This window comes from Massilia sp. LXY-6, from assembly GCF_051233485.1.
Lineage (GTDB): Bacteria > Pseudomonadota > Gammaproteobacteria > Burkholderiales > Burkholderiaceae_D > Telluria.
Map to the genome: position 1 here is coordinate 26,152 of NZ_JBKFGF010000068.1, position 18,877 is coordinate 45,028.

An 18,877-nucleotide genomic window follows, 5' to 3' on the forward strand; every position below is an offset into this window, starting at 1 on the left:
CTGATCAGGCTTGCGCCAGGCTTTCCCGCGCGGCCGGCGCCGTGAAGGAGCTCGCGCTGCGCGGCTGGTCGGCGGGAACGTCCTTCAGCGCCAGTTGCGCGCCCAGCCGCAGCACCGTGTCGGATACCCGTTGCGGCGTGCTCATCGCGGCGACGAAGCGGTCCGGGCGCAGCAGCACGACCGATTCCTGCACGTTCGCAAACCAGTCCTTCAGGCGGCCGTCGACATCGCCGACGGCGATCACGCCGTCCGGCACGTCGTCGCGGAACCGCATCTGCGGATCCGGCTTGAGGATGACGAAGCAGCCGCCCAGCGTTTCCCAGGTGCGGCGCGCCTCCGGGCTCAGGCCGTAGGTCGGGTCGGCACCCCAGGCGAGCATTGCGAAACGGTTGCCGAGCACGTCGTCGAGCCGCCGCAGGGCGCCGTCCTGCTGCCTGACCGTCGGCTGGACGAACATGCGACCGACCGGCGACGCCGCGGACGGGTCGTGTCCATGGACGAGGCGGCCGAGCAGGGATTCCCGTTTCTCGCTCATCAGGCCGAGCAGGCGTCCCAGCGGCGATTGGCCGGCGCTGGCCAGGAGACGCGCCAGCACGCCATGACGGCGCGGACGCGCCGGCGACAACACGGCGCCTTCTTCATAGCGCGGCATCGGCTTGAACCGCATCTCGACGAAGTAGCGCTTCATCGAGGGCGACAGCCTGAAGGTGCCGACGAACATGTCCCTTATCTTCGCGCCCACCCGGCTGGTCGGCGCGAAGATGTCGCCCGCCACCTCCGACAGGTGGATCATCGAACGGGCGTGCACGCGGCGTTCCTGCGTGTAGGTGTCGAGCAGGGCATCGCCGGCGCGCCCCTGGACGACCATGGCCAGCTTCCAGCCCAGGTTGCTCGCATCGCGGATGCCGCTGTTGTAGCCCTGGCCCTGCCACACCGGCATGATGTGCGCGGCATCGCCGGCCAGCAGGATGCGCTTGACCCGGAAGGTCGAGGCGAGGCGGGCATTGTGGGTATACACGCGCTTGCGGATGTAGTCGACCTGCTCGGGCTCCGCCACGACCTTGCGCATCAGTGCCGCCAGGTTGTGCGGCCTGGACAGCTCTTCTTCGGTCTCGCCCGGCATGACCATGAATTCGAAACGCCGGATCCCGTGCGGCAGGGCGGCCGAGACGTATGGGCGCCTGGCATCGCAGTGCATGTAGATGTGCGGCGAGCCGATCGGGTCGTTGCGGACGTCGACCACGATCCATTGGTTGGGCTTGGTGCGGCCCTCGAACGGCAGGTTCAGCGTGCGCCGCACGAAGCTGTTGCCGCCGTCCGCGCCGATCATGTATTGCGCCGCTACCGTCTTGCGCGCGCCATGCCCGTCCGTGATTTCGATCGTCACGCCGGCGTCGTCCTGGGTAAAACCATCGACGCCGTGGCCGAGCAAGGTGCGGACGCAGGAAAAACGCTGCAGGCCACGGTACAGGATCCCGTCGGCCAGCGGCTGGTGGAACGCGTTGCGGCGTGGCCAGCCGAATTCGTCGGTACGCGGTTCGATGGAGGCGAAGCAGCGGCCGCGCAGCGTGAAGCGCATCCAGTGGTTCGGCGTCGTGTGCGGCACCAGTTCGTCGGCCAGGCCGACCGACTGGAACACGCGCAGGGCCTCGTCGTCCAGGCCGATGGCGCGCGGGTAGTCGATGATCTCGCCGAGCTTTTCGATCAGTATGACGTTCACGCCCTGCAGGCCGAGGATGTTGGCGATCATGAGTCCGACCGGTCCGGCGCCGATGATCGCGACGTCCGCCTGCAGGGATGGAGAACCGTGGGGAAGGCGATTGTCTCGAATCGCCGGGTTGTTGGCGTTGTTCATCACTGTCTCCTTGAAGACCAGCCGGCGGCCGGCCAAACATGTTATGGAACCAGTCTAAGGGCGGGACAAAAGTGACTCAATAAAATATGATGGAAGTGCAGCAGATGCACATACTTGATTTCTTTAGGAGTTATTCGTGACCGTTTATACGAACGTCCGTGGACTGGCACGGGGACTGCAAGTGCTTCGGGCCCTGAATGCGATGGAAGGAGGGCGTGCGACGAGCCAGCAGATCGCCGATGCGACCGGTCTGCACCGCACGACCGTGCGCCGGCTGCTGGAGACGCTTGTCGAGGAAGGCTACGTGTGGCGCAGCAGTTCCGACGAAAGCTTCCGGCTCATGCTGGCGGTGCGCGGACTGAGCGACGGCTTTACCGATGCCGAACGCATCGCGACGGTGGCGCCCCCCATCATGGGACGCTTGCTGCAGCGGGTGACCTGGCCGTCGGACCTGGCAACGCCGGACGGCGACGCGATGATCATCCGCGAGACGACACACCGGTTCAGCCCGCTTTCCTTCCACCGTGCCATGGTGGGACGGCGCCTGCCGATGTTGTTGACCGCGGCCGGCCGCGCCTACTTCGCGATGTGCGGCGAGGCCGAGCAGGAACAAGTGCTGGAATTGCTGCGCTCCGGCACCGGCGGCGAACAGCAGCAGGCGATGGCGAAGAACGACGCCCTGGTTCGCGCGCTGATCAAGCGCGTGCGCGAGGACGGTTATGGCTCGAATTACGGCGACTGGACGGCGCAGGCGAAGATCGGCGCGCTGGCGGTACCGGTCCGTGCCGGCGGATCGGTCAGGGGAAGCCTCAACGTGATTTTCCTGAACCGTGCCATCAGCCACAAGGAGGCCGAACTCAAGTTCCTGCCGGAGTTGAAGCAGGCAGCGGAGCAGATCAGTGCTGCGATGCAGGAGGGGAACTGATCCGCTAGCGCTTGCAGGCCGGGTTCCCGGCCGCGGGCAGGGTCACGAAGGCGATGCTGGCCGGCGCCACCGTGAGCGCGCCGCCCGCCAGGGCCTGGCCCGGCAGCGGGGGCAGCTCGCCCGCCGCGCCCAGGGCCAGCGCCTGGCCGTTCAGGAGCACGCTGCGGCTCTCCAGTTGCGGCGCGGCGAGCACGTAGCGCTGGCCGCCCCCGGCGGCCTTGCCCAGGGCCAGCGTGGTGGCGGCTTGCCTGTCGTTGTTGATGACCAGCAGCGCCACGCCGCCCGGCCGGCCGCGCAGGCAGTGCGCGTAGACGTGCCGGCCCTTCTGCAGCGGCACGCCGGCGTCCAGCACCGTGCCGCCCATCAGGCGGCGCCACAGCAGGGCGCCCCAGTAGTTGGGCTTGGGCGAGAAGTCGCGGTCGTCCAGCAGGCCGTAGTCGCTGGCGACCAGGGTGTTGTGGATCACCACGTCGACTTCCTGCCGGGCCAGGCGGCCGAGCTGGTCGAGGTAGCGGAAGGTATCGAGGAAGGTCCCGGCCCAGGGGTTGCCGCCGCAGGCCGCGTCGGCGGTCTCGGTATTCCAGAAGTGCTTGCCCGGCATGAAGCGGTCGCGCACCCGGCGGTAGAACGCGAGCGTGAGGTCGGTGCGTCCCAGCCAGTCTTCCGACAGCGCCGCGGCGGCGGTGGTCTGGTGCGCCGCGCCCATCGGCGCGCAGCGTTGCGAGGCCGCGCCGTAGTGGTGGTAGGAGAAGGCGTCGACGTCGCCGCCGATCGCGGCCGCCAGGTCGGGGGCCGGCAGCGGTGTCATGTTGCCGTAGCCGCCGCGGGCGACGGCCCAGCCGGCATCGGCCTCGCCGACCGAGCCCGGCCCGAGAAGTTTGACCGGCGGCGCCTCGCGCCGCATGAAGTCGCGGAATACCCTGAAGTCGCGCCCGAAGGCCGCGGCATCGTAGCCGGCCGGCGCGCCGCCCATGGTCGCCAGCGTCGGTTCGTTCATGAATTCCATGGCCGCCACCCGGCCGCCGACGCTGCGGGTGTAGGCAAGCCAGCGGCGGGTCTGGTCGGGCGTCCAGGCCATGCCGGCGTCGCGCGTGCCCGCGCCGGTCGGGGCGGAGGTGACGATGGGGGCGTCCACGGCGTTGGAAAAGTCGACCACGCCGCGCCATTGCCGCGCCGTGAGCACGCCGCCGTAGCCGGGCGGCGGCGTCGCCGGCGCCGGCTCGGCCGTGGTGAACCAGCTGGTGTTGGCCCAGGTGCCGCTGACCCGCACGTAGGCCGGCCCGAGGGCAGCGGCCAGCAGGCGCAGGCGCGGGTTGGCGAGGTCGATCGGCGGCCGGTATTGGTACAGGTCGGCGCTCATGCCTGCCGGTACGTCGGCGCCGGCCGGCGCCGCTGCCGTCGCGGCGCCGATATCCTTGTAGGGCTTCCAGAATTTTCCCCCGGTGACCTCCAGCATCTCGACGTTATACGACTGGTAGCGCGGGTCCAGCACCCCGATGCGGGGCAGCGCCGCCGCGTCGATGGCAATGTTGCCGGCGTCGCCGCGCCGAACGGAGCTGCTGGCGCAGGCGGCCAGGCTAGCCAGGGCAATGGCCGTGATGCCAACACGGATAGTCTGCATGTCCATCCTCGTCCTCCGCTGCGTTCACGTCCGCGGGCGCCGCCGCATGACGATCCATGCCACCAGCACGACCAGCACGATCACGACGAGCAGCAGGGCACCGCGCACCATGCCGACCAGCGGCGATTCCTGCCCGCCCGCGCGCAGCTTGGCGACTTGCGCCACCGTCACTGTCGCGGCGGGATTGCCGTAGAGATGCGCCACGTAGCTGCCGAGCGTGGCGGCCTGCTGGTCGCTCAGCACCTTGCCGAAGGCCGGCATCACCACTTCGTGGCTGGTGCTGCCGCGGGAAATACCGTCGAGCATGATCATCACCAGGTTGTTGGTATTGCTGCGGCCCACCGAGCTGGCGTGGAACAGCGAAGGCAGGCCGCCCCCGATGCTGCCTTCTCCGCTGGCGTGGTGGCAGCTTGCGCAATGGGCATCGTAGAGCTGGGCGCCGGTCAATTTGCTGCGATCGGCCGGCCAGGCGACCCCACGAATGCTGTCCAGTTCGTTGCCGGGTGCGCCCCAGGCATACGGCGGCCGGGTATCGGCAGCATCGTGGACGGCGGGCGTCTGCTTCAGGTACACGGCCATCGCGCGCAGGTCGGCGGGCGTGAGCCAGGCCAGGCTGTTGTCGATCGCCTCGACCATCGGGCCGGCGGCATGTGCCTTGCCGGCCGCATGCCCGCTCTTCATGTAGGCGGCCAGTTCGTCCACGCTCCAGCCGCCCACGCCGCTGTTCGGATCGGCGGTGATGTTCGGCGCGTACCAGGGGCCGAGGGCGGCGCCGGACAGCGCCGCGCCCGAGCTTTCGGCCATCAGGCTGTTGCGCGGCGTGTGGCAGGCCCCGCAGTGGCCCAGTCCGCGCACCAGGTAGGCGCCGCGGTTGATGTCGGCGCTCTTGGCGGGATCGGCGGCGAACGGTTTGGTGTCGAGGAACATCGCGTTCCAGAGCGCCATCGAGCCGCGGATGTTGAACGGGAAGGGCAGGGCAGTGTGCTGCGCCGGCCTGGTGTCGACCGGCGCCACGCCCAGCATGAAATAGGCGTACAGCGCGCGCGTGTCGGCATCGCTGACCAGCGCGTACGCGGTGTATGGCATGGCCGGGTACAGGCGCGCGCCGTCGGCCCGCACGCCGCGCCGCAACGCATCGGAAAACTGGGCCAGCGTGTAGTTGCCGATGCCGGCGCTGCGCGACGGGGTGATGTTGGTCGACACGATGACCCCGAGCGGCGACGCCAGCGGCAGGCCGCCGGCCATGGGCTTGCCGCCCGGCGCCGTGTGGCAGGCGATGCAGTCGCCCGCGAGCGCCAGGTATTTTCCCTGTTCGACCAGGGCCGGGTCGGGGTCGGCCGCCAGCGCCGGGCCGGCGGCAAGCAGCGCCAGCAGCAGTGTGAGCAGCAGCGCCAGCGGCAGCGCCGCCGGCTCAAGCCCGGGCATGCGTATCGGCATCTGCATCGTGGCCTCCAGGCGGCTGGGCGGACGCGGTCGCGCGCGGCTGCTCCGCAATGATGTGTTCGGCGGTGCGCAGCGCCAGCGCCAGTCCCGTTTGGGTCGAGTTGCAGGTGCCGGCGGTGGGGATCACCCCAGTCCCCACCAGGAACAGGTTGGGGTGGTCATGCGCACGGCCCCAAGGGTCGCATACCGAACTGGCCGGATCCTTCCCCATGCTGAGCGTGCCGCAAATGTGCTGGTTGTTGGCGAAGTCGCCTTCCTTGCTGTAACGCAGGTTGGTCCCGCCCATCAACTCCGCTACCCTGGCGAAGTCGAGGTGCGAGCGCGCCGCGGCGCGCCGCGTGTAGTCGTCGATCGCATAATGCGCGCGCGGCTTCGGGATCCCCATCGCGTCCTTCTGGTCGCTCAGGTCGATCCGGTTGTCCGGGTTCGGCAGCACCTCGAGCACGTCCTTCAGGCTCATCTCGTGCGCGGCCGAAAAGCGCAGCCGCTTTTCGAACTCCGGGCCGTACACGCCGTTCTGGAGCAGGGTCCGCGTCACGCCGTCGACGCGCGAGATGTTGGTGAAGTCGAGCCGGTAGGACGCGTGCTCCTTGCGGAACGGGCCGTCGCGCATGGTGTTGATCGAACTCGGGCTTTGCGGTCCGCGCCCGAGCCACAGTTCCTCGTCGGCGTCGAAAGTCAGGGAGGTGCTGGGGTGGTCCATCAGGTGGCGTCCGACCATGTCGCGCGCGTTGGCCAGGCCGTGCGGGAACTTGTCGCTGCTCGACAGCAGCAGCAGGCGCGGGCTCTCGATGCCGTTGGCGGCGACGATGAAGGTCTTGCCGGTGACCCGGTGCGACAGCTTGTCGGGGTCGTAGTACAAGGCGGCGGTGACGCGGCCGCCGGCGTCGTGTTCGAGCCTGTACACGTTCGCATTGGGAATCAGGCGCGCGCCAGCCTTTTCGGCCGCGTCGATCGCCAGGCCGCCGTGGTACTGGGCGTCGATCGGGCAGATCGGCTGGCAGCTGTTGTTGCCGCAGCAGGCCGGCCGGCCGTCGTAGCTGCGGCTGTTGCGCGCGGTGGTGTTGGCGACCACCTGGAACGTGGGCGCGAGCCGTTCGCGGATCCGCCGCATCGCCCACGGCTCCGCCACCGGCTGCATCGGGAAGGGTTTGCTGCGCGGCGAGCCGGTATTCGCTTCGCCCGACACGCCCATGATCTCTTCGGCCTGCTGGTAAAACGGGTCCAGCTCCTCGTAGCTGATCGGCCAGTCGACGCCGACGCCGTACAGGCTGCGCATCCGGAAGTCGCCCGGCACGTTGCGCCAGGCCTGCGCCGCCCAGTGCCAGGTGGTGCCGCCGACCTGGCGGATGTACTCGGCCGGATACGGATAGGGACCGGCCTGCACCAGGTAGCCGTTGTCGGCCGGCTGGTAGATCGGGTGGGGTGCCGAGGCCAGCGCCGGATAGGGCGACATCCAGTCGCTGCGGCGGGTCGAGTTGCGGTAGCGCGCAACCAGCTCGTCGCGCGTGACCCGGGAACCGGCTTCGAGGATCAGCACCGAAGCGCCGGCCAGGCGCAGCTTGCGCGCGACGTTCGCGCCGATGATCCCCGAGCCGATGACGACGAAGTCGGCCGATGCTTGTTCCGCCATACGAGCTCTCCTCAAACCGGTTTGGTGGCCCAGCTGCCGTAAGCGCCGTACGAATAGCTGGGCGGGGACAGCACGTCGGCGACGATCGCCGCGTTGAGCGCCGTCTCGAAGGCCAGGCAGCGGGCGCGCTCGCCGTCGCCGACGATGCCGAGGAACCAGGCGCTCGCGATCCTGCGCGGCAAGGGCGCCAGCGGCGACTGTTCGCTGTCGAGCACGTGCTGCAGCTGCATCGGATCGATGGAGCGCTGGTTGACCAGCGCCAGCAGCGCCTGCGCGCCGGCCGCGAAGCCGGGATCATCGGCGCTCAGCGCGTCATACAGGCGCCGCGCCTGCGCCTGGTCGAGTGAGGCACGCCCGGCCAGCAGCGCCGACAAGGCGGCGAAGGCGCCGTGCGCGCCGTCGTCGACCGGTAGCGCCGCGGCCCATGGAACCAGCGAGACCGCATACGCCGACAGGAAACCTGCCAGCAGCGTGCGCCGCACCGGGCTGATGTCGGCCTGGCTGGGCGATGGGGGCGGCAAGCTCATGGCGTTCTCCGGACTCAGAAGGAATGGCGCAGGCCCGCCATCAAGACCGTCTGGCCGCGGCCTGCCGAGGGCGTGCCAGCCTGCGAATCGCCGACCACGGCAACGGCGGGCACCGGCTCGGCGCTGCCGGCCGCGCCGAGGGTAGTGCCGCCGGCGCGTTGGTGGGATTCCAGAAAATACAGGGCGGTGCGCTTGCTGAACGAATAGGTTTGCTCGAGCGAGAGCTGCTGGTAGCGGGCAGGGGAGACGATCCCGTTGGCGCGGTTCTCGCGGGTATAGCTGTAGCCGGCGGCGACGGTCCAGGCGCCGCCGGGCCGGTAGATGGCGAGCAGGCCGGCGGTATTGAAGGTGGCCGTATCGGTGAACAGCGAGCCGCCGCCGGGACGGTAGGCGATATTGCTGGCGTTTGCGCCGAACGTGAATCGGCCCATCGTGTACCTGGCCGCCGCGGCGACGTAGCGGACCCCGTCGGCCGACACGTAGCCAGCGTTGACCGGCGAGACCGTGAAGCTGGAGGACGCGTTCGGACTACGGATGCCGACGGCGTCGCCGTTGTTGAGTTTCTGGTAGCCGAGCGCGAACGCCCATTGCCGGTAGTCGTATTTGAGCGCCGCGCTGACGGTGCTGCCGACTGCGCGGCGTCCCGGCTGCTCGCCGAATCCATACAGGACGCCCATCTGCAGTCCCGACCAGAGCGGCGTGGTATAGGCCAGCGAATTATTGCTGCGCACGGTCGTATCGAGCGCGTCGATGTCGCCCGGGTGCGCGCCGGTGGCCCCGGTCAGCGCGGTGGTCGGGCCGATCGGGCCGAGCATCTGGTAGTAGGGCGTGTACTGGCGCCCGGCGGTCAGGCTGCCGTAGCGCTTGTCAGCCAGTCCGACGAAAGCCTGGCGGTTGAACAGGACCCCGGAAGAACTCTGGGCGCCGGTGTCGGCTTCGAAACCGTTTTCGAGCTGGAACAGGGCCTGCAGGCCGGAGCCCAGCTCTTCGCTTCCCTTGAAGCCGAGCCGGCTGGCCGCAAGGTTCCCCGAGCGCATATAGGTGTTCGACATGCCGCGCTGGTTACTGGAATACACCAGCGCTGCGTCGATGATGCCGTAGAGGTTGACTTCGGTCTGGGCGGAGACCGGACAGGCCGAAGCGACCAACAGCGGTACAAAGGCAATATATGCTGCGCGCTTCATGCAAACTCTCCTCGGGACAATCAAGCCTGAAGGATTTTTTTGGCGAGCCAGGATGGAAATCGTCCGCCGTTTTTCATCCACTTGGCGCGCGATAGGATTGGGCAATGATACGGCTTCGGACAGGTCCGGCCGCCAAGGCTCACGGGGCGCGCCTGACCGGAAGCAGGCGGCGCAGCTGCCTCCCTGCAGCACGCCGGAAGCGCTCGTGATGCAGGCAGAGTGCGCCCGCAAGGCCCATGGCGCACCCCAGCACGGTGTCGAAGAAGCGTTCCCGGACCAGTGCAGCGGGCGAGCCCTGGTCCAGGGTGGCGGCGTCCGCCAGCAGGATGGCCAGCGGCGTGATGAACATCGTGGCCAGGGCATAGTGACGCACCACCAGCATCTCGATGAGGAAGGTCAGCAGCATGACCGCCACCGACAGCGACCACTGGTCCATCGGGATCGACAGCAATGCCCATGACAGGATCAGCCCGAGGCCGGTGCCGAGCACGCGATGCACCTGCTTGTTCCAGACCGCGCGGAAGGAGACACCCTGGATCACGGCAAGGCAGCTGACCGGCACCCAATACGGCTTGTCGAGACCAAGCGCCTGCGCCGCGGCAAGGGATGCGCAGACCGCCATGCCGATCACGATCGAATCGACCACGACATCATCGAAATCGGGCGCTGGCGCATGCGGCACCGGCCTGGGCTCGCGCCGCCGAAGCATGTACACGCTGTAGAAAAAACCGATGACGCAGGCCAGCAGGCAGCCAAGGGTGAACAAGCCTACCTTCAGCGGCAGCTGGGCCGCTTCGCTCGGTGCATAGGCGCCGATCGCCGCGGCCATCACGAAGAAGATGCTGTTGGGCGGCCCGAGGTCGTAAGCCCGGCAGGTCATCGTCACCAGGATGGCGATCGCGACGAGCGCCGGCAGGATCGAGGGCGGATACAGATGGCTGATCGCTCCCAGCGTGTAGCATGCGACCATGCCGAAGGCGCAGGCCATCAACGAGACCATGCGATGCGACAGCGGCGTGGCGGGAAGGTACAGGAATGCCAGGCCGCCGGTCGCGGACACGAGCCCGTAATCGAGGTGGCCGAAATACGCACCGATCGGAAGCGGCAGCCCCGAGGCCAGCGCGGCAGCGAACGGCATTTGCCATACCCTGTCGCTGGCACGGACAGTCGTCGCCTGGCGCGCTTCGTTAGCCAAGAAGGCCCGCATTCTTCTCCAGATCTCGAGACTCATCGTGCGCTCCACTGTCTGATTGCCGCCGATTAGCAGGGTAGCTGAATTCGCATCATCCGAAGTCTAAATATGGCCACCTTCATGTAAGGGAGAGAATTACCGATACCCTGGAGGTATTAAGAAGATACCAAATCGGTGTTGGACTGCAACTTGCGTTCTCTCTACTCTGCATTGCAAACGACGGCCGCACAGAAGGCCGCATTGGCACAACAACGCAGAGTGGAGACGAGATGCGCCCAGGAAACCAGGCACAGCGTGACGGCATGGACGAAGGCGCAGCGGCGCCCGCGCCGGCCGCGCAAGGGAAACGGACGACGGACGCCGCGCGTTCCCTGTCGGACTGGTCGGTGCCGGCGGTGGCCGCCGGCTTCCTGGCGGTGCTGGTGTCCTTCGCCGGGCCGCTCGCGATCTTCTACCAGGCGGCGCAGGTCGCCCACATGCCGGGCGAGATGTTCGCGTCCTGGGTATGGGGCATCTCGATCGGCGCCGGCGTCGCCGGCATCTTCCTCAGCTGGCACCTGCGCACGCCGGTCATCACCGCATGGTCGGCGCCGGGCACGGCGCTGCTGATCACCCTGTTCCCCCAGTTGTCGCTCGGCGAGGCCGTCGGCGCCTACCTGAGCGCTGCCCTCATTTTGCTGCTGATCGGGCTGTCGGGCTCGCTGGAGCGCGTGATGGCGCACGTCCCGCGCGGCATCGCCAGCGGCATGATGGCCGGGATCTTGGTGCCGTTCGGGATGAATGCCTTCAAGACCGCGGGCAGCCTGCCGGTGCTGGCTTTCGGCATGATCGCCGCCTACCTCCTGTTCAAGCGCCTCTTGCCGCGCTACAGCGTGGTGCTGCTGCTGGCGGTGGGCGTCGGCATCGCCTGGCTGTGCGGGACCACCCACCTGTCGCAAGTACGCTTCGAATTCGTGACGCCGCAGCTGATCGCGCCCGCATGGAGCTGGGCCGGCACCTTCGGCCTGGCGCTGCCGCTGGTGCTGGTCACCCTGACCGGCCAGTACTTGCCGGGCATGGCGGTCCTGAAGACTTCCGGCTACGACACCCCGGCGCGCCCGGTGATCGTGGCCTGCTGCCTGGCGTCGCTGGCGGCCGCGTTCGCGGGCGGAATCACGATCGCGATCGCCGCCATTACCGCCGCCATGTGCACCGGCCCCGACGCCCACGAGGATCCGCGCAGGCGTTACGTGGCCGGCATCGCCAACGGCCTGTTCTACCTGCTGGCCGGGATGTGCGGCGGCTCGGTCGTGATGCTGTTCGCGGCGCTGCCGAAGGAGCTGATCGTGTGCCTGGCCGGGCTGGCGCTGTTGGGTGCGATCGCCGGCAACCTGGCCGGCGTGATGGCGGCGGACGACCACCGCGAAGCATCCGTGATCACTTTCCTCGCCACCGCCTCCGGCATGAGCTTCCTCGGCCTGGGCTCCGCCTTCTGGGGCATCGTCATCGGGATGGCGGCCTGCCGCATCCTGCATGGCCGGGCTCCGCGCGCGGCGCGCGGCGGCACATAGCAAGGCTTTCAAAAACGATCGATAACCACAACAGGAGACAGCAATCATGCGACAGATCGATATCCACCAACTGGCCGACGGGGCCAGGTTCAACCGCTTCCATGCAGGCATCTTGGCATGGTGCGCCCTCATCATCATCTGCGACGGCTACGACCTCGCAGTGGCCGGCATCGCGCTGCCGTCCATCATGAAGGAGATGGGCGTCACCGCGCAAAACGCCGGCTTCATGGTCAGCTCCGCATTGTTCGGCATGATGTTCGGGGCGATCTTCCTCGGCACCGTCGCCGACCGCATCGGCCGGCGCCTGGCCATCGTCATCTGCCTGGCCCTGTTCAGCGTGTTCACGGCAGCGGCCGGCATGAGCACGGACCCCTACGTGTTCAGCCTGATGCGCTTTTTCGCCGGTCTCGGCATCGGCGGCGTGATGCCCAACGTGGTCGCCCAGATGACGGAGTATTCGCCCAGGAAGATCCGTTCGACCATGGTGACGCTGATGTTCAGCGGCTATGCGGTGGGCGGCATGCTGGCGGCCCTGCTCGGCAAGGGCATGATCGAACACCACGGCTGGCAATCGGTGTTCCTGGCGGCCGGCGTCCCGATCCTGCTGATCCCCTTCATCCTGAAAAGCCTGCCGGAATCGATGCCTTTCCTGGTCAAGCAGAATCGCCTGGCCGAACTCCAGCAGATCCTGGCGCGCATGGAGCCGGGCTACCGCGCGGCACCCGGCGACCGCTTCGAGCTGCCCGGCGCAGACAAGGTCCAGGGCGCGCCGATCGGCAAGCTGTTCCAGGACGGCAGGGGCTTCTCGACGATCATGTTCTGGGTCGCCTTCTTCATGTGCCTGTTCATGGTGTATGCCCTGAGTTCGTGGCTGGCGAAGCTGATGTCCGGCGCCGGCTACAGCCTCGGCTCGGCGCTGACTTTCGTGCTGGTGCTGAACTTCGGCGCCGTCATCGGCGCGGTCGGCGGCGGCTGGCTGGCCGACCGTTTCCACATCAAGCATGTACTGGTCGCCATGTATGCGCTGGCCGCCGTCTCCATCACGCTGCTCGGCTACCCCATGCCGACCCCGGCGCTGTTCGTGGTGGTCGGCCTCGCCGGCGCCTCGACCATCGGAACCCAGATCGTCACCTATGCCTACGCCGGCCAGTTCTACCCGACCGCGATCCGTTCGACCGGTATCGGCTGGGCCTCCGGCGTCGGCCGCAGCGGCGCGATCCTGGCACCGATCGTGATCGGCACCCTGGTCGGGATGTCGCTGCCGCTGGAACAGAATTTCATGGCCATGGCGATCCCGGCCGTCATTGCCGCGGTATCGGTTGCCCTGATCAGCCACGACCGCTCGGCTTCCGCCGCCAGGGCGCCCGCCAAGGGTGCGCTGGCCAGCACCTCCGAAGCCTGAGCCGCGCCCGCCCCGCATGCCCGCCGGCCCCGGCGGGCATGCAAGGGCAGCACCAGCACCCCAGCACCATCAGCACCACCAGCACCACCAACAAAGAAGCAACACACAGGAGACATGCATGAACAAGGCAGTACACAGCGTGCGCGGCACGACAATCGCGATCGCCCTGGCCTCGGCCCTCGGCGCAGGGAGCGCGCACGCGCAGGCCCAGGTGACGGTATATGGCCTGATCGACGCCGCGCTGGCCCACACAAACAACGTCGACGCCGCCGGCCACTCGATGACCAAGATGCCGTCGCTGAGCGGCAGCCTGCCGTCGCGGATCGGCTTCCGCGGCACCGAGGACCTGGGCGGGGGACTGTCGGCGGTGTTCACCCTGGAGAGCGGCTTCAATCCCGACACCGGCGTGCAGGGGCAGGGCGGGCGCATCTTCGGCCGCCAGGCCTGGGTCGGCCTGAACGGCCGCTGGGGCACGCTGCAGCTGGGCCGCATCCTGAACATGACCTACCTGGCGACGGCCAAGAGCGACGTCCTCGGCCCCAACCTGTTTTCGATCAACAGCATCGACCTGTACCTGCCGAACGCCCGCAGCGACAACGCGATCGGCTACCTTGGCCGCTTCGACGGCCTGAGCGTCGGCGCCACCTGGAGCTTCGGCCGCGACGCCTCGGCGGCGGGCGGTCCGTCCGCGACCGGCTGCCCGGGCGAAGTGCCGGGCAACGCCAGGGCCTGCCGCCAGTACACAGCGCTGCTGGGCTACGACGCGGGCCCCTACGGGATCAATACGACCTACGATAAAATGTACGGAAACACCGGCGCCGCGAATGGCCTGACCAGCAGCGCCAACTACGACCGGCGCGTCACCGTCAACGGTTATGCGATGTTCGGCCAGACCAAGCTGGGAGGTGGGGTGGTCGCCCGGCGGACGGCGGCGGTCAGCGGCGTGACCGAGTCCAGGCTGTATTACCTGGGAGTGAGCCTGCCGGTGACGGGGCAGTTGACGCTGGATACCCAGCTTGCCCGCAAAGATGTCAGGAATTCGGCCGACGATACCAATATGTTCGTGGCGCGCCTGACGTATGCAATGTCCAAGCGCAGCGCCGTGTATGCGGGCCTGGGCCGCATGGACAACCGCGGCGGCGCCGCGGTCGCGTTGGACGCGGGCGGCACGACCGCCCCGGGCAAGGCGCAGAACGGCGTGATGGCCGGCCTGCGCCACGCCTTCTAGGACTCGGAGACGAGGAATTGCGCAAGTGCGCGCGTGAACTGCGGCCCGGCTTCGATGTTCGACAGATGCGAGGCCGGGATCGTCGCCAGGCGCGCGCCGGTGACCTGCCGGCACGGCCATTCGGATCGGCTGCCGGCGTGACCGGGTCATGCGCCAGTGCATCGCAGCATGCGGCATAGGCTTCCGGATCCTGGCGCCGCAGGCTGCGCGTCATGGCGGCGACCAGCCACTGGCCGGTCAGCCCGCCCATGGCCGAGCGTGTCGTAGCGCAGTACGTGAAAATGGCGTGACAGGGCGGCGGCTTGCGCCTCCCATATGCCCAGGTCGGTGCCCAGGGCGTTCGAGCACGACGCAGGGATGCCGCAGGTCGCCGCCGGCGCGGTAGTGCAGGCGCGCGCCGTCGATCCGTACGAACGGCATCCTGCTCCTCAGCCCTGGTCGCCTCCGCCCACCGGCAGCACGGTGCCGGTGATGTAGGAGGCCTCGGGCGAGGCCAGGAACAGGATCGCCGCCACCTGCTCGTCGATCGTGCCGTAGCGGTGCATCAGGCTGGAGGCGGTGGTCTGGTCGACGATGCCCTGGTACCAGACCTGTTCCTGCTCGCTGAGCGGCTTCGGATTGCGCGGCACCTTGCGCGGCGGCGCCTCGGTGCCGCCGGTGGCGACCGCGTTGACGCGGATGCCGTCCTCGGCGTGTTCGAACGCCAGGCTCGCCGTCATGGCATTCACCCCGCCCTTGGCCGCCGAGTAGGGGATCCGGTAGATGCCGCGCGTGGCCACCGAGGACACGTTGACGATCGCGCCGCTGCGCTGCGCGATCATGGCCGGCAGCACGGCGCGGCAGCACCACAGGGTCGGGAACAGCGAACGGCGGATCTCGGCCTCGATCTCGGCCTCTTCGTAGGCCTGGTAGGGCTTGGCCCAGATGGTGCCGCCGACGTTGTTGACCAGGATGTCGATGCGGCCATAATCCTCGACGGCGCGTGCGGCCAGCGCCGCGGCGCCGGCCCAGGTTTCGAGGTCGGCCTCGGTGACCACCACCTGCGCGCCGAGGGCCAGCGCTTCCTGGGCCACCTCGTGCACCAGCGGCGAGCGGTCGGCCAGCACCAGCTGCGCGCCTTCGGCGGCGGCGGCCAGCGCCACGCCGCGCCCGATGCCCTGGGCGGCGCCGGTCACGACCATGACCTTGTTCTTGAAACGGTTCGGATGGACCATCATTTCGACTCTCCTGCGGTGCTGGTGGACGAGAACTTCTCGAACTGGAAGCTGGCCGGCGTGACGCCGCTGGCCTGCATCCAGCCGCGTACCGCTTCCACCATCGGCACCGGGCCGCACAGGTAGACGTCGACGTCGCCGCCGTTCATCCAGCCCGGTTCGACGTGGGCGGTGGCGTAGCCCTTGCGCGGATGGCTGCTCGCTTGGTCCGCCACGCAGGTCACGTACTCGAACTGCGGGTTGGCCGCGGCGATGCGGTCGAGCTGCTCGATGCCGACCAGGTCGTAATCGTGGGTGACCGCGTACACCATGCGCACCGGCTGGGTGAAGCCTTTCGACGCCAGCACGTCGAGCATCGACAGGAAGGGCGCGATGCCGGTGCCGCCGGCCAGCAGCAGCAGCGGGCGCTGCAGCGGCCGCAGGTAGAAGCTGCCGTAGGGGCCGGAGAACGAGATCGCGGCGCCCGGCTGGGCCTGGGCGGTCAGCCAGGTGCTCATCAGGCCGTTCGGCACGTTGCGCACCACGAAGCTGGCCTGGGCCGCGCCCGGCGCGGAGCTGAACGAGTACGAGCGGGTCTGGTCGGTGCCGGGCACCGTGACGTTGACGTACTGGCCGGGCAGGAAGTCGAGCCGGTCGGGCTGCTCGAGCGCCACCGAGAAGCGGATCGTGGATGCCGACAGCTGCTCGACCGCGGCGATCGTGCCGGGGAAGCTGCCGACCCCGGTCTTGCAGGCGGCCGAGGTGGCGGGAATGCGCACCACGCAGTCCGAGGTCGGACGCATCTGGCAGGCCAGCACGTAGCCGGCTTGCGCGTCCTTCTCGTCGAGCGCGTCCTCGATGTAGCTGTCGGGTGGCATCTCGTACTGGCCGGACTCGCAGAGGCCGCGGCAGGTCCCGCAGGCGCCGTCGCGGCAGTCGAGCGGGATGTTGACCTTCTGCCGGTAGGCGGCATCGGATAGTTTTTCGTTGGTGTTGCAGCTGATGAAGCGGGTCACCCCGTCTTCGAACTGCAGTGCGATCGTATGGCTCATGACCGGATCCTGCTCTCTTGAATCAAATGTGATAGATATCGATGACCTGGCTGATGTAGTCGTTTTTCAGAACGACGTACTTGTCCAGGATCTTCGGCTGCGGACCGGAAAAGTCGATCACGTAGCGCGACATGCCGAAATAGCTGTGGCTGGTCTTGTAGCGGTGGCTCAGCGTGTTCCAGTTGAAGCGCACCGTGTGCACCGCGCCGTCGACCTTTTCCAGTTCCACGTTGGCGATGTTGTGGCTGGTGCGGGTATCCGGGATCGTGGCGCTGGAGCGCTCGGTCTTGATGCGGAACACGCGGTCTTCCAGGCCCTGGCGGTTCGGGTAGAAGATCAGCGAGATCTCGCGCTCCGGATCCTCGACCAGCTTGCCGTCGTCGTCCCAGGCCGGCATCCAGAAGCGCGCATCCGGGTCATAGCATTCGAGCCAGTCGTCCCATTGCTCGTCGTCGAGCAGGCGCGCTTCGCGGTAGAGGAAGGACAGGATGTCCTGCATGGCGATCACGTTGGCGGCGGCGTTCATTTCGTTTCTCCCTTGCCGGTCTGTTGCTGAGCGGTCTGTTGCTGCGCGAGCGCGTTCTTCATGACGTCCAGCCAGTAACGGTGCTGGATGGTGTACAGGCCCTCGTCCTCGGTGCGCACGCCGCTCATCACGGGTGCCAGGCCGATGTCCTTGGCCGCCTGGTCGGCGCCGGTGATCCAGTGGGTGGCGCCGCGGCACATGTCGTTCCATTGCATGGCGGCGCCGTTGTAGCCTTCCTGGCAGGCGCGGAATTCTTCCAGGTCGTCCGGGGTCGCCATGCCGCTGACGTTGAAGAAGTCCTCGTATTGGCGGATCCGGCGCGAACGGGCCTCGGCCGACTCGCCCTTCGGCGCGATGCAGTAGATCGTCACCTCGGTCTTGTTCACGGAGAGCGGGCGCAGCACCCGGATCTGCGAGCTGAACTGGTCCATCAGGTAGACGTTCGGGTACAGGCACAGGTTGCGCGAACGGCCCACCATCCAGTCGGCGGTCGCCTTGCCGTACTTCTCGGCATAGTCGGCGTGGTGCGCGAAGTTCGGACGGTCCTCCGGATTCGCCCACTGCGACCACAGCAGCATGTGGCCATGTTCGAAGGCGTAGAAGCCGCCGCCCTGGCGGCCCCAGTTGCCGGCGTCCATGGCGCGGATCTTATCCTCGCGCACTGCCTGGCCCGGCTCGGCCTCTTCCTTGCGGCGGTTGGTGGTGGCGGCGTAGTTCCAGTGCACGGCCGTCACGTGGTAGCCGTCGGCGCCGTTCTCGGCCTGCAGCTTCCAGTTGCCGTCGAAGGTATAGGTCGAGGAGCCGCGCAGCACTTCCAGCCCTTCCGGCGACTGGTCGACGATCATGTCGATGACCTTGGCGGCCTCGCCCAGGAATTCCTCGAGCGGCGCCACGTCCTCATTCAGGCTGCCAAACAGGAAGCCCTTGTAGTTGCCGAAGCGCGCCAGTTTCTTCAGGTCGTGCGAGCCTTCCTTGTTGAAGCATTCCGGATAGCCGGCGTCCGCCGGGTCCTTCACCTTCAGCAGCTTGCCGCTGTTGTTGAAGGTCCAGCCGTGGAACGGGCAGGTGAAGCTGGCCTTGTTGCCGCGCTTGTGGCGGCACAGCTGGGCGCCGCGGTGGCTGCAGGCATTGATGAAGGCGTTCAGCTCGCCCTGGCGGTTACGCGCGATGAACACCGGCTGGCGGCCGATGTGGGTGGTGTAGTAGTCGTTGACGTTGGCGACCTGGGTCTCGTGCGCCAGGTAGATCCAGTTGCCCTCGAAGATGTGCTTCATCTCGAGGTCGAACAGGGCCTCGTCGGTGAAGGCGCTGCGATGCAGGCGATGGTCGCCGGTGGCCGCGTCCTCGACCAGGTAGTCGTCGAGGTTCTTGGGCTTGAAAGCATTCACGGGAACGATGGGGATCATGGCGGCTCCTCAGGCGGCGGCGCGGGGACGGGCGACGGTCGTGCTCGGCATGGCGTCGCTCTCGCGGTACAGGTGGAAATCGAAATCGATCGAGGCGAACGGCTTGTCGACGCCTTTTTGCTGGATCTGCGCAGGGTCGG

15 protein-coding genes are annotated in these 18,877 nt (G+C 67.9%); 4 read left to right on the forward strand and 11 right to left on the reverse strand.

Annotated features, from left to right (window positions below; translation table 11 throughout):
• Positions 1–4: 4 nt before the first annotated feature.
• Positions 5–1,855 carry a bifunctional 3-(3-hydroxy-phenyl)propionate/3-hydroxycinnamic acid hydroxylase gene (locus tag ACI48D_RS24025; RefSeq protein WP_435573761.1) on the reverse strand — a complete coding sequence of 617 codons (1,851 nt, stop codon included), beginning with the start codon at positions 1,853–1,855 and terminating at the stop codon, positions 5–7.
• Between the two features lie 136 nt (positions 1,856–1,991).
• On the opposite strand from ACI48D_RS24025, the gene ACI48D_RS24030 reads away from it, so the two are divergent.
• Positions 1,992–2,780, forward strand: coding sequence for a DNA-binding transcriptional regulator (locus ACI48D_RS24030; RefSeq protein ID WP_435573762.1), 789 nt, complete (start codon positions 1,992–1,994; stop codon positions 2,778–2,780).
• A 4-nt stretch (positions 2,781–2,784) separates the two neighbouring features.
• Here ACI48D_RS24030 and ACI48D_RS24035 read toward each other — a convergent pair whose 3' ends face one another.
• The 6 genes from ACI48D_RS24035 to ACI48D_RS24060 all read right to left on the reverse strand — a co-directional run bounded on the left by ACI48D_RS24035 (position 2,785) and on the right by ACI48D_RS24060 (position 10,395).
• Positions 2,785–4,401, reverse strand: a complete 1,617-nt coding sequence (locus tag ACI48D_RS24035; RefSeq protein WP_435573763.1) for a hypothetical protein — start codon at positions 4,399–4,401, stop codon at positions 2,785–2,787.
• A 24-nt stretch (positions 4,402–4,425) separates the two neighbouring features.
• Positions 4,426–5,844, reverse strand: a complete 1,419-nt coding sequence (locus ACI48D_RS24040) for a c-type cytochrome (protein ID WP_435573764.1) — start codon at positions 5,842–5,844, stop codon at positions 4,426–4,428.
• The gene (locus ACI48D_RS24045) at positions 5,813–7,477 is read right to left on the reverse strand and encodes a GMC family oxidoreductase (RefSeq protein WP_435573765.1); all 1,665 of its coding nucleotides are present in this window, start codon (positions 7,475–7,477) and stop codon (positions 5,813–5,815) included. The genes ACI48D_RS24040 and ACI48D_RS24045 overlap by 32 nt, the downstream gene beginning before the upstream one ends.
• A gap of 11 nt (positions 7,478–7,488) precedes the next feature.
• The gene (locus tag ACI48D_RS24050; RefSeq protein WP_435573766.1) at positions 7,489–8,004 is read right to left on the reverse strand and encodes a sugar dehydrogenase complex small subunit; all 516 of its coding nucleotides are present in this window, start codon (positions 8,002–8,004) and stop codon (positions 7,489–7,491) included.
• A 14-nt stretch (positions 8,005–8,018) separates the two neighbouring features.
• The gene (locus ACI48D_RS24055) at positions 8,019–9,188 is read right to left on the reverse strand and encodes a porin (RefSeq protein WP_435573767.1); all 1,170 of its coding nucleotides are present in this window, start codon (positions 9,186–9,188) and stop codon (positions 8,019–8,021) included.
• Between the two features lie 139 nt (positions 9,189–9,327).
• The gene (locus ACI48D_RS24060; protein WP_435573768.1) at positions 9,328–10,395 is read right to left on the reverse strand and encodes an FUSC family protein; all 1,068 of its coding nucleotides are present in this window, start codon (positions 10,393–10,395) and stop codon (positions 9,328–9,330) included.
• A 287-nt stretch (positions 10,396–10,682) separates the two neighbouring features.
• On the opposite strand from ACI48D_RS24060, the gene ACI48D_RS24065 reads away from it, so the two are divergent.
• From ACI48D_RS24065 to ACI48D_RS24075, 3 genes are all read left to right on the forward strand, one after another.
• Positions 10,683–11,930 (forward strand): benzoate/H(+) symporter BenE family transporter, encoded by a 1,248-nt coding sequence (locus ACI48D_RS24065; RefSeq protein WP_435573774.1) that lies wholly within the window; start codon positions 10,683–10,685, stop codon positions 11,928–11,930.
• Positions 11,931–11,976: 46 nt separating this feature from the next.
• Positions 11,977–13,332, forward strand: coding sequence for an MFS transporter (locus ACI48D_RS24070; RefSeq protein ID WP_435573769.1), 1,356 nt, complete (start codon positions 11,977–11,979; stop codon positions 13,330–13,332).
• Between the two features lie 118 nt (positions 13,333–13,450).
• Positions 13,451–14,560, forward strand: coding sequence for a porin (locus ACI48D_RS24075; protein ID WP_435573770.1), 1,110 nt, complete (start codon positions 13,451–13,453; stop codon positions 14,558–14,560).
• A 428-nt stretch (positions 14,561–14,988) separates the two neighbouring features.
• Here ACI48D_RS24075 and ACI48D_RS24080 read toward each other — a convergent pair whose 3' ends face one another.
• The 4 genes from ACI48D_RS24080 to benA are packed head-to-tail and all read right to left on the reverse strand — an operon-like array spanning position 14,989 to position 18,737.
• On the reverse strand, positions 14,989–15,774 hold the full coding sequence (locus ACI48D_RS24080) for a 1,6-dihydroxycyclohexa-2,4-diene-1-carboxylate dehydrogenase (RefSeq protein ID WP_435573775.1): 786 nt from the start codon (positions 15,772–15,774) through the stop codon (positions 14,989–14,991).
• Positions 15,774–16,805 carry a benzoate 1,2-dioxygenase electron transfer component BenC gene (benC, locus tag ACI48D_RS24085; protein WP_435573771.1) on the reverse strand — a complete coding sequence of 344 codons (1,032 nt, stop codon included), beginning with the start codon at positions 16,803–16,805 and terminating at the stop codon, positions 15,774–15,776. The genes ACI48D_RS24080 and benC overlap by 1 nt, the downstream gene beginning before the upstream one ends.
• 22 nt (positions 16,806–16,827) lie before the next feature.
• Positions 16,828–17,331 carry a benzoate 1,2-dioxygenase small subunit gene (gene benB / locus ACI48D_RS24090; RefSeq protein ID WP_435573772.1) on the reverse strand — a complete coding sequence of 168 codons (504 nt, stop codon included), beginning with the start codon at positions 17,329–17,331 and terminating at the stop codon, positions 16,828–16,830.
• Complete coding sequence (gene benA / locus ACI48D_RS24095) at positions 17,328–18,737, reverse strand: benzoate 1,2-dioxygenase large subunit (RefSeq protein WP_435573773.1); 1,410 nt, start codon at positions 18,735–18,737, stop codon at positions 17,328–17,330. Before benA ends, benB begins: the two co-directional genes overlap by 4 nt.
• Positions 18,738–18,877 lie beyond the last annotated feature (140 nt).

Coding starts and splice junctions, on each gene's coding strand:
- ACI48D_RS24040 (WP_435573764.1), bottom strand. CDS start 5,844: ATGCAGATGCCGATACGCATGCCCGGGCTTGAGCCGGCGGCGCTGCCG.
- ACI48D_RS24035 (WP_435573763.1), bottom strand. CDS start 4,401: ATGCAGACTATCCGTGTTGGCATCACGGCCATTGCCCTGGCTAGCCTG.
- ACI48D_RS24045 (WP_435573765.1), bottom strand. CDS start 7,477: ATGGCGGAACAAGCATCGGCCGACTTCGTCGTCATCGGCTCGGGGATC.
- ACI48D_RS24055 (WP_435573767.1), bottom strand. CDS start 9,188: ATGAAGCGCGCAGCATATATTGCCTTTGTACCGCTGTTGGTCGCTTCG.
- ACI48D_RS24065 (WP_435573774.1), top strand. CDS start 10,683: ATGGACGAAGGCGCAGCGGCGCCCGCGCCGGCCGCGCAAGGGAAACGG.
- benB (WP_435573772.1), bottom strand. CDS start 17,331: ATGAACGCCGCCGCCAACGTGATCGCCATGCAGGACATCCTGTCCTTC.
- ACI48D_RS24080 (WP_435573775.1), bottom strand. CDS start 15,774: ATGGTCCATCCGAACCGTTTCAAGAACAAGGTCATGGTCGTGACCGGC.
- ACI48D_RS24075 (WP_435573770.1), top strand. CDS start 13,451: ATGAACAAGGCAGTACACAGCGTGCGCGGCACGACAATCGCGATCGCC.
- benC (WP_435573771.1), bottom strand. CDS start 16,805: ATGAGCCATACGATCGCACTGCAGTTCGAAGACGGGGTGACCCGCTTC.
- benA (WP_435573773.1), bottom strand. CDS start 18,737: ATGATCCCCATCGTTCCCGTGAATGCTTTCAAGCCCAAGAACCTCGAC.
- ACI48D_RS24025 (WP_435573761.1), bottom strand. CDS start 1,855: ATGAACAACGCCAACAACCCGGCGATTCGAGACAATCGCCTTCCCCAC.
- ACI48D_RS24060 (WP_435573768.1), bottom strand. CDS start 10,395: ATGCGGGCCTTCTTGGCTAACGAAGCGCGCCAGGCGACGACTGTCCGT.
- ACI48D_RS24050 (WP_435573766.1), bottom strand. CDS start 8,004: ATGAGCTTGCCGCCCCCATCGCCCAGCCAGGCCGACATCAGCCCGGTG.
- ACI48D_RS24070 (WP_435573769.1), top strand. CDS start 11,977: ATGCGACAGATCGATATCCACCAACTGGCCGACGGGGCCAGGTTCAAC.